Genomic DNA, 8,495 nt, shown 5'->3' with positions numbered 1-8,495 from the left:
GCCCTGGAGGCCCTGCTGCTGCGGCACCACGGAGGCGATCCAGGTCTCGAGCGGGACGCCCGCCCGCGCCGCGACGTCCCGGGCGGCGTCGAGCACCTCCGGGTCGAAACTGTCGAGCTGCGGCATGGCGTTACGGGTCATCGGAGGCCTGTCGTCGGCAGCGTTCGGCGCTGATCCTGTTCGCGGGGCGGGACCGAGAGACGGTATCCACGGAGCGCGGGTGCCGGATCGTTCGAAGGGACCTTTAACTTTCTTGGTAAACACACGGTTAAGGCGAGCATGACCCAGTAATCTTCGGCGCTCGCGTGCATGCCCCTGACAGATCCCGCGCCCGCGACGGCAGAACCGTTGCTCCGGATGCGGCGGCGCGCTTAGATGCTCGGAAACGAGCGGGCCGATTTGGCGCTCAGCCGGAACGAGGGGGAACTCCAGCATGCCGATTTACCGCGCCCCGGTCGACGACACCCTGTTCCTGCTCAACGATGTCTTGGGCTTCCATGCCCGGGACAATCTCGCCGGATTCGCCGACGCCTCGCCGGACGTGGTCGAGGCGGTTTTGCGCGAGGGCGCCAAGCTCGCCGAGGAGGTCCTCGCCCCGGTGAACCGGGCCGGCGATCTCGAAGGCTGCCGCCGCGAGCCCGACGGCAGCGTGCGCACGCCCACCGGCTTCAAGGCCGCCTACGACGCCTACGCCAAGGGCGGCTGGATGGGCCTGTCGGTCCCGGAGGAATTCGGCGGCCAGGGCCTGCCTCACACCGTCAACACCGCGATGCAGGAATTCGCCTCCGGGGCGAACCTCGCGCTGGGGATGTATCCGGGTCTGACCCAGGGCGCGATGGCGGCGCTCCTCGTCCACGGGACGGACGAGCAGAAGGCGCTGTATCTCCCGAAGATGGTCGAGGGCGCCTGGACCGGCACCATGAACCTGACCGAGCCGCATTGCGGCACGGATCTCGGGCTCCTGAAGACCAAGGCGGCGCCGAACGGCGACGGCTCCTACAGCCTCACCGGCACCAAGATCTTCATCTCGGCCGGCGAGCACGACCTCGCCGAGAACATCGTCCACCTGGTCATCGCCCGGATCGAGGGCGCGCCGGCCGGGACCAAGGGCATCTCGCTGTTCGTGGTGCCGAAGTTCCTGGTGAACCCGGACGGCTCGCTGGGCGCCCGCAACGGCGTGTCCTGCGGCTCCCTGGAGCACAAGATGGGCATCCACGGGAACAGCACCTGCGTGATGAACTACGACGGCGCCACGGGCTGGCTGGTCGGCCAGGAGAATCGCGGCCTCAACGCCATGTTCGTGATGATGAACGAGGCGCGGCTGGCGGTCGGCGTCCAGGGGCTCGGCCAGTCCGAGGTCGCCTACCAGAACGCGGTGGCCTACGCGAAGGAGCGGCTCCAGGGCCGGGCGCTGACCGGCGCCAAGGCGCCCGACAAGGCGGCCGACCCGATCCTGGTCCACCCGGATGTCCGCCGCACGCTGATGCAGATCCGCGCCTTCAACGAGGCCGCCCGCGCCCTGATGCTGTGGACGGCCCTGCAGGCCGACATCCTGCACCGGTCCGAGGATGCCAAGGAGCGCCAGACCGCCGACGACCATCTCGGCCTGCTCACTCCCGTGGTGAAGGGCGTGCTCACCGACCGTGGTTTCGCCAACGCGGTGGACGCGCAGCAGCTGTTCGGCGGCCACGGCTATATCGAGGAGTGGGGCATGTCGCAGTTCGTGCGCGATGCCCGCATCGCCATGATCTACGAGGGCGCCAACGGCATCCAGGCCATGGACCTGATCGGCCGCAAGCTGCCCAAGGACGGCGGCCGGGCGATGATGACCTTCCTGGGCGAAGTCCAGACCTTCCTGAAGGACCACGGCGAGGATCCCGCGATGGCCCCGTTCACCCAGCCGCTCCAGGCCGGGCTGAACGACCTCCAGGGCGCCGTCATGTGGCTGATGCAGAACGCCTTCTCGAAGCCCGACAATGCCGGCGCGGGCGCCACCGACTTCATGCACCTCTTCGGCCTGGTGGCGCTGGGCTACATGTGGGCGCGGATCGCCAAGGCGGCGCTCGCCAAGCAGGCGGAGGACGCCGCGCCCCGCTGGGCGGCCAAGCTCACCACCGGCCGGTTCTTCATGGAGCGGATGCTGCCGGAGACCGCATTGCGCCTGGTCCGGATCAAGGCCGGGTCGGAGACCACGATGGCGCTGGCGGACGAGGTTTTTTAGGCGCGCGCCGAAGGCCGGTTCAAAGACCGGCTTTCATGCGAAGCCAAACTCCACAGACGATCGCGAACGTCGCGTTTTCGCAAGTTCTTGCGACGAAGCGACCACTTCGCGACCGTCCTTCAGGACGCCGTTGTGGCAACGCGACGGCGTCAAAGGCCGAGTTCAGCAAGTGAGCCGAGACGAACCAGCGGGAGCGCCTGCGCATCCGGCAAGCGATAGATCAGCACGAGATCCGGTTTGATGTGGCAATCGCGATGATCGCGCCAATTGCCGACCAAAGCGTGATCGCGATGACGGGCGTCCAGCGGCTGATCGACCATCAAAGCATCAATTACGGGCGACAGATCTGCAACCAGCGTTGCGCGGTAACGCCCCTTCGTCTCTCGCTTGTAGTCCCGCTTGAATTGAACGGTGCGTTCAACCGTCCGCATCGAGGTCGGCCATCAATGCGGCCACGCTGTCGAACCGAACCAGGCCGCCCCGCCGCGCTTCCTCCATGGCGGCAAGGGTCGTCTGGTTCGGAATGAGCGGCTCGAAGGGCAGAGCCCTGTCGCGCGCGACACGGACCAGCATCAGCCGGACGGCATCGGACACCGTCAGGCCTATCGTAGCCAGGACCGCAGCTGACTCTTCCTCCGTGGCTGAGTCGATACTGGCCTGGATCAGCGTGTCAGCCATGGGGTCGACCTCCTGCCCGCATCACACCGTGATGCCGCGGACGATCCGGCGCCATGATACCTCGACGTGTCTCTGGCCGCTCTCAAGCCCCCAGTGCACCATCCAGATCCTCGATCAGATCCGCCGGATCCTCCAGGCCGATCGACAGCCGCACCACCTCCGGCCCCGCCCCGGCGGCGGTCTTCTGCGCGTCGGTGAGCTGGCGGTGCGTGGTCGAGGCCGGGTGGATCACCAGGGAGCGGGTGTCGCCGATATTGGCCAGGTGCGAGAACAGTTGCAGGTTCGAGACGAGCTTCACCCCGGCCTCGTAGCCGCCCTTCAGACCGAAGGTGAAGACCGCGCCGGCGCCGTTGGGCGTGTAGCGCTTGGCGAGCGCGTGGTAGCGGTCGGTCTCCAGGCCCGGGTAGCTGACCCAGGAGACGGCCTCGTGCTGCACGAGGTGCTTGGCCACCACCAGGGCGTTGTCGGAATGCCGCTGCATCCGCAACGGCAGGGTCTCGATGCCGTTCAGGATCAGGAAGGCGTTGAACGGCGACAAAGCCGGGCCGAGGTCGCGCAGGCCGAGCACGCGGCACGCGATGGCGAAGCCGAAATTGCCGAAGGTCTCGGCGAGCACCATGCCGGAATATTCCGGCCGGGGCTGGCTCATCATCGGGTAGCGGGCGTCCCCCGCCCACTGGAACGAGCCGCCGTCGACGATCAGGCCCCCGATCGAATTACCGTGGCCGCCCAGGAACTTGGTGGCCGAGTGGACGACGATGTCGGCCCCGTGCTCGAACGGGCGGATCAGGTACGGCGTCGCCATGGTGTTGTCGACGACCAGCGGGATGTTGTGCTTCTTCGCGACGTCCGAGAGCGCCTTGATGTCGGTGATGACCCCGCCCGGGTTGGCGATCGACTCACAAAAGATCGCCTTGGTGCGCGGCGTGATCGCCGCCTCGAACGAGGCCGGGTCGTCGTTGTCGGCCCAGGCCACGGACCAGCCGAAGTTCTTGTACGAGTGATTGAACTGGTTGATCGAGCCGCCATACAGCTTGTTCGAGGCGACGAACTCGTCTCCCGGCTGCATCAGCGCGTGCATGGTGAGGAACTCGGCGGCGTGGCCCGAGGCCACGGCGAGCGCGGCGGTACCGCCCTCCAGCGCCGCGATGCGCTCTTCCAGCACGGCGTTCGTCGGGTTGGTGATCCGGGTGTAGATGTTGCCGAAGGCCTGCAGCCCGAACAGCGAGGCCGCGTGATCGACGTCGTCGAACACGAAGCTCGTGGTCTGGTAGATCGGCGTGGCCCGCGCGCCCGTGCTCGCGTCGGGGGCGGCGCCCGCATGGATCGCCAACGTGTTGAAGCCGGGCAGGCGGTCGGTCATCGTCAGGTCTCCTCGCACCGTCTCGCCTGTATGCCCGCGCGGGCGCGGGGCGCAAGGTTCGACGGAGGCCCGGCGGTCGATGCCGCCCGGCCTCTCACGTTTCTAGGCCTCGTGCGCGGCGCCGATATCGACATGGGGCTGCCCGGCATCGACCAGGGCGCGGTCCACGGCCTCGATGGCCAGCAGGGTCCGGGTGAGGTCCTCGGCCATGGAGATCGGGGCGACGTCGATCCCGCCCAATCGCTTGGCGATGGCGTTCCGCTGCCGCGCCAGGGCGCCGCGCGCGCGCTTCAGGTCTTCGACCTCGTCGAGGGTCATCCGCAATCCCTTTCTTGGCCCGGGCCGTTCAGTCGCCGGGCGTCCAGTCGATGGTCGGCCGCTGCGCCAGCATGCGGTCGAAGTAGTTGGCCACCGCCTGGGCTCCATCCGTGTGCATCATCGCGACGGGATGCGCGAGGTAGGCGCGGGCGAGATCCATCGGAATCTGGCCGGACTGGAGGGCTTTCAGCACCTCGTCGATGAACGCGTCGTTGGCGTCGTTGAAATCCCCCGACAGCTTCTTGCGGTCGTTGAGCGCCTTGATCGGCATGCGGTGTCCTCTGGTGCGAACGGTAATGGGCGACGAATGGGTGGGCCGGCGGGCGCGGACATCCTGAATGGCAGGGCGCGAGATGGGCGGCGTGCCTCGGCGCGCTGCCACCGGGTCGAACCCGCGTTGCGGTTAGGCCCGTGCGGGGCGCCGACGGGCCGATCCGACGATTGCGAGCGTGTGATTCCACACTTAAGTAATCACGCGGGCCGGTCGTTCGGAGCGGATTTCCGGCGTGGAACGTTGATGATCCATGTCCATCGATCTGATACCCGCCCACAGCGTCGAAGTCATTCCCTGCGCGCGCGATCCGCGCTGCTACCGCTGGGTCATCCGGGCCGGTGGCGGCACCGTCGTGGAACGCTCGCCCTACGCGTTCGTCACGCAGAACGGCGCCCGGATCTCGGGAGAATGCTGGATCCGCGAGCACTTCGCCGACGGAGGGCGCGGCTGAGCGCGCCGCCGCGGACGATCCGCGGCATCGTCCGACACGCGACGGGTTTCCCATTCGCCAGAGGCCGCGATCGCGAAACCCAGTAGCGGCCGCGACCGCCGCATCGGCCGCAAATGCAAAAAACGCCCGGAGGCGTTTTGCGTAGATCTGGTTGGGAAGAAAAACTGGAGCGGGCGAAGGGATTCGAACCCTCGACCCCAACCTTGGCAAGGTTGTGCTCTACCCCTGAGCTACACCCGCTCACTAGTGCCTGGCCGCCTGGACTTTCGTGCCGGCGGCCCCCGGCGCGGCTCTCTAAACACCATTCCGCCGGGCGACGCAAGCGTCTCTTTTGCGGTTCTTGTCGATTCACCAATCCGGGTCGGGGGGGAGCCCGTCGCGGATCTCCCGCAGCCGGGCGGCGGTCGCCCGGGTCGTGCCCTCGGGGAGCGCGTCCACCGGGAAGAACCCGACGGCGGCGATCTCGCGGTCTGGGGCTTTGTCCCGCAGCACCGTGAAGGCCGGCAGGACGAACACTGCCACATGGTCCCGGGGCGCCGCCCCGGCGTTCCGGTAGAGCCCGTGAAGGCGCAGCGGCGCCTCCGCGGCGATCTCCGCCTCCTCGCGGAACTCGCGCTCCATGGCGGCGACCGCCGTCTCGCCACGCTCGACGCCGCCGCCCGGCAGGTGCCAGCCGCTGACGTAGGTGTGCCGGACCAGGGCCACCCGCCCGTGCGGGTCGAGGGCGACGCCGCGCACGCCCAGCGTCATGCCCCGGGACGCGAGCGCCCCGAGGTGGAACAGGCGCCGCAGGAACGGCCGGTCGAGGAGCATGGTGCGCGCCGTCACACGACGTCGAGGGTCATCTCACCCAGGCCTGCGATCGCCGCGACCATGCGCTCGCCGCGCCGGACCGGGCCGACGCCGGACGGCGTGCCGGTGAAGATCAGGTCGCCCGGCTGCAGGGTGAAGTAGCGCGACAGGTAGGCGACCTGCTCGGCGACCGACCAGATCATGTCGGCGAGGTCGCCCGTCTGGCGGATGGCGCCGTCGACGGAGAGCGTGATCGCGCCCCTGGCCGGATGGCCGATCGCCGAGGCCGGAAACAGCGGGCCGATCGGGCCGGAGCCGTCGGCCGCCTTGCCGAGATCCCAGGGCCGCGACAGCTTCTTGGCCTCGTCCTGGAGGTCGCGCCGGGTCATGTCGAGGCCGATCGCATAGCCGTAGACCTGGTCGAGGGCGGTCTCGGTCGGGATGTCGCTGCCGCCCCCGGAAAGCGCGGCTACGAGCTCCACCTCGAAATGGTAGTTCTGCGTCTGGGGCGGATAGGTGTGCGGCGTCGGCTCGGCACCGACGATCTGCAGGGCGTCGGCCGGCTTCATGAAGAAGAACGGCGGCTCCCGATCCGGGTCGGCGCCCATCTCGCGGGCATGGGCGGCGTAGTTGCGGCCGACGCAGTAGACGCGGCGCACGGGGAACAGGTCGCTGCTGCCGGCGATCGGCAGGGCGATCCGGGGGGGATTCTGGATAACGGAGAGCATCGCGGCCTCTAAGGTGGAGCGTGCTGAAAACCGGGCGCACGTGCCCCGGGCGTGCAGGAGCGTTGTAAGGCCTGCCGGGGCCCGCGCCATCCCGGCGCTTGCAACCGGCGCCGGCTGGCCTACAAAATTTCAGTGATGACGCCCCCTCCCCTTCCCCACGATACGCTGCTCAGCGCCCTGCGCGACGGGATCGGCGCGCGCCACGTGCTGACCGAGCCCGAGGACCTCGCGCCCTACCTGGTCGAGAGCCGCAAGCTCTTCACGGGCTCGGCGCTGGCCGTGCTGCGGCCGGGTAGCACCGAGGAGGTTGCGTTCGCGGTCCGCGCCTGCACCCAGGCGGGCCTCGCCGTAGTGCCGCTGGGCGGGAACACCGGGCTGACCGGAGGCGGCGTCCCGCAGGGTGGCGTGGTCCTGTCCCTGGAACGGATGGCGCGCCTGCGCGCGGTCGATCCGGTCGATGCCACGATCACGGTCGAGGCCGGGATGATCCTCTCGGAGGTGCAGGACGCCGCCGAGCGGGCCGGCCTGCTGTTCCCGCTCTCCTACGCGTCCCGGGGCTCCGCCCGGATCGGCGGCGGCATCGCCACCAATGCCGGCGGCATCGCCGTGCTGGCCTACGGCAACGCCCGGGACCTCGTCCTCGGGCTCGAGGTCGTGCTGGCCGACGGGCGGGTGTGGAACGGGCTGCGGGCGCTCCGGAAGGACAATGCCGGGTACGACCTGAAGCAGCTGTTCATCGGGTCCGAGGGCACGCTGGGCATCGTCACCGCGGCGGTGCTGAAGCTGTTTCCGCGGCCCCGCTCCACCAGCGTCGCCTTCGTCGGCCTGGACTCGCCCCGCGCCGCCCTCGACCTGTTCGTCTTCCTGCGCACGCGGATGGACCGCGACCTCACGGCCTTCGAGTACCTGCCGCCCTTCGCCCTGGAGATCGTCCTGCGGCACGTCCCGGGCACGGTCCGGCCGCTCGCGGGCGAATACGGCGCCTACGCGCTGATCGAGGTGTCGTCCGCGCGGCCCGACGCCGACACGCGCGCCGAACTCGAGGCCGCCCTCGGCGAGGCCCTGGACTCCGGATCGATCGCCGACGCGACCATCGGGGCGAGCGGCGCCCAGAACGCCGCGCTCTGGGCCCTGCGCGAGGGCGTGCCGGAGGCGCAGACCCGGGAGGGCGCCTCGATCAAGCACGACGTCTCGGTGCCGCTCTCCAAGCTGCCGGACTTCCTGGAGCGGGCGAGCGCGGCCTGCAGCGCGGCGATGCCGGGCCTGCGCCCCTGCGGCTTCGGCCATTTCGGCGACGGCAACATCCACTTCAACCTGACGCAGCCGGCCGGGCTGGACCGCGCCGCGTTCCTGGCGGAATGGGGCCGGTTCAACCGCATCGTCCACGACATCGTGCACGAACTCGGCGGCTCGATCGCGGCCGAGCACGGCGTCGGCCTGATCAAGCGCGACGAGCTGGCGCATTACGCCGACCCGGTCGGCCTCGACCTGATGCGGCGGATCAAGGCGGCGCTCGATCCCGAGGATCGGATGAACCCTGGAAAGGTGATCCCGATCCCCGGCGGCGCACCGCCGGTCACGCCCTAGCCGCGCGCCTGCGCGTAGAGCGCCTCGCAGCGGTCGAGCCAGAGGTCGCGGGTGAATAGGCGCGCGGCTAGGGCGTGACCGGC

10 protein-coding genes and 1 tRNA gene are annotated in these 8,495 nt (G+C 69.3%); 3 read left to right on the top strand and 8 right to left on the bottom strand.

Going from position 1 to position 8,495, the window contains the following annotated elements:
- Window positions 1–433: 433 nt before the first annotated feature.
- Entirely contained in the window at window positions 434–2,221 is a 1,788-nt protein-coding gene (locus tag FV228_RS14035) for an acyl-CoA dehydrogenase C-terminal domain-containing protein (RefSeq protein ID WP_147855187.1), read from the top strand.
- A gap of 149 nt (window positions 2,222–2,370) precedes the next feature.
- Here FV228_RS14035 and FV228_RS14030 read toward each other — a convergent pair whose 3' ends face one another.
- The 5 genes from FV228_RS14030 to FV228_RS14010 all read right to left on the bottom strand — a co-directional run bounded on the left by FV228_RS14030 (window position 2,371) and on the right by FV228_RS14010 (window position 4,851).
- Entirely contained in the window at window positions 2,371–2,652 is a 282-nt protein-coding gene (locus FV228_RS14030; RefSeq protein ID WP_147855186.1) for a type II toxin-antitoxin system YafQ family toxin, read from the bottom strand.
- Window positions 2,639–2,899 carry a type II toxin-antitoxin system RelB/DinJ family antitoxin gene (locus FV228_RS14025; protein WP_147855185.1) on the bottom strand — a complete coding sequence of 87 codons (261 nt, stop codon included), beginning with the start codon at window positions 2,897–2,899 and terminating at the stop codon, window positions 2,639–2,641. The genes FV228_RS14030 and FV228_RS14025 overlap by 14 nt, the downstream gene beginning before the upstream one ends.
- Before the next feature lie 82 nt (window positions 2,900–2,981).
- On the bottom strand, window positions 2,982–4,262 hold the full coding sequence (locus FV228_RS14020; RefSeq protein ID WP_147855184.1) for an O-acetylhomoserine aminocarboxypropyltransferase: 1,281 nt from the start codon (window positions 4,260–4,262) through the stop codon (window positions 2,982–2,984).
- Between the two features lie 102 nt (window positions 4,263–4,364).
- Window positions 4,365–4,580 (bottom strand): hypothetical protein, encoded by a 216-nt coding sequence (locus FV228_RS14015; RefSeq protein WP_147855183.1) that lies wholly within the window; start codon window positions 4,578–4,580, stop codon window positions 4,365–4,367.
- Between the two features lie 28 nt (window positions 4,581–4,608).
- On the bottom strand, window positions 4,609–4,851 hold the full coding sequence (locus tag FV228_RS14010; protein WP_147855182.1) for a hypothetical protein: 243 nt from the start codon (window positions 4,849–4,851) through the stop codon (window positions 4,609–4,611).
- A gap of 253 nt (window positions 4,852–5,104) precedes the next feature.
- Between FV228_RS14010 and FV228_RS14005 the strand changes: the two genes are divergently transcribed.
- Window positions 5,105–5,305: a hypothetical protein gene (locus FV228_RS14005; protein ID WP_147855181.1), complete on the top strand. Its 201-nt coding sequence runs from the start codon at window positions 5,105–5,107 to the stop codon at window positions 5,303–5,305.
- A gap of 165 nt (window positions 5,306–5,470) precedes the next feature.
- Here the strand turns inward: FV228_RS14005 and FV228_RS14000 are convergent.
- From FV228_RS14000 to FV228_RS13990, 3 genes are all read right to left on the bottom strand, one after another.
- Window positions 5,471–5,545 (bottom strand) — tRNA-Gly (locus tag FV228_RS14000).
- Between the two features lie 108 nt (window positions 5,546–5,653).
- Window positions 5,654–6,118, bottom strand: coding sequence for an NUDIX domain-containing protein (locus FV228_RS13995; RefSeq protein WP_147855188.1), 465 nt, complete (start codon window positions 6,116–6,118; stop codon window positions 5,654–5,656).
- 11 nt (window positions 6,119–6,129) lie between these two features.
- Entirely contained in the window at window positions 6,130–6,825 is a 696-nt protein-coding gene (locus tag FV228_RS13990) for a fumarylacetoacetate hydrolase family protein (RefSeq protein WP_147855180.1), read from the bottom strand.
- 135 nt (window positions 6,826–6,960) lie between these two features.
- On the opposite strand from FV228_RS13990, the gene FV228_RS13985 reads away from it, so the two are divergent.
- A complete protein-coding gene (locus FV228_RS13985; RefSeq protein ID WP_147855179.1) occupies window positions 6,961–8,412 on the top strand; it encodes an FAD-binding oxidoreductase in 1,452 nt (483 codons plus the stop codon).
- Window positions 8,413–8,495: the final 83 nt, after the last annotated feature.

The organism is Methylobacterium sp. WL18 (genome assembly GCF_008040015.1).
Lineage (GTDB): Bacteria > Pseudomonadota > Alphaproteobacteria > Rhizobiales > Beijerinckiaceae > Methylobacterium > Methylobacterium mesophilicum.
The sequence above is the reverse complement of the archived record's forward strand: the minus strand, read 5'-3'. Positions and strand labels throughout refer to the sequence as shown.

What these genes read in the sequence shown, in the direction of transcription:
- FV228_RS14035 (WP_147855187.1), top strand. Translation starts at nt 434, where the DNA reads ATGCCGATTTACCGCGCCCCGGTCGACGACACCCTGTTCCTGCTCAAC.
- FV228_RS14025 (WP_147855185.1), bottom strand. Translation starts at nt 2,899, where the DNA reads ATGGCTGACACGCTGATCCAGGCCAGTATCGACTCAGCCACGGAGGAA.
- FV228_RS14030 (WP_147855186.1), bottom strand. Translation starts at nt 2,652, where the DNA reads ATGCGGACGGTTGAACGCACCGTTCAATTCAAGCGGGACTACAAGCGA.
- FV228_RS13985 (WP_147855179.1), top strand. Translation starts at nt 6,961, where the DNA reads ATGACGCCCCCTCCCCTTCCCCACGATACGCTGCTCAGCGCCCTGCGC.
- FV228_RS14010 (WP_147855182.1), bottom strand. Translation starts at nt 4,851, where the DNA reads ATGCCGATCAAGGCGCTCAACGACCGCAAGAAGCTGTCGGGGGATTTC.
- FV228_RS13990 (WP_147855180.1), bottom strand. Translation starts at nt 6,825, where the DNA reads ATGCTCTCCGTTATCCAGAATCCCCCCCGGATCGCCCTGCCGATCGCC.
- FV228_RS14020 (WP_147855184.1), bottom strand. Translation starts at nt 4,262, where the DNA reads ATGACCGACCGCCTGCCCGGCTTCAACACGTTGGCGATCCATGCGGGC.
- FV228_RS14005 (WP_147855181.1), top strand. Translation starts at nt 5,105, where the DNA reads ATGTCCATCGATCTGATACCCGCCCACAGCGTCGAAGTCATTCCCTGC.
- FV228_RS14015 (WP_147855183.1), bottom strand. Translation starts at nt 4,580, where the DNA reads ATGACCCTCGACGAGGTCGAAGACCTGAAGCGCGCGCGCGGCGCCCTG.
- FV228_RS13995 (WP_147855188.1), bottom strand. Translation starts at nt 6,118, where the DNA reads ATGCTCCTCGACCGGCCGTTCCTGCGGCGCCTGTTCCACCTCGGGGCG.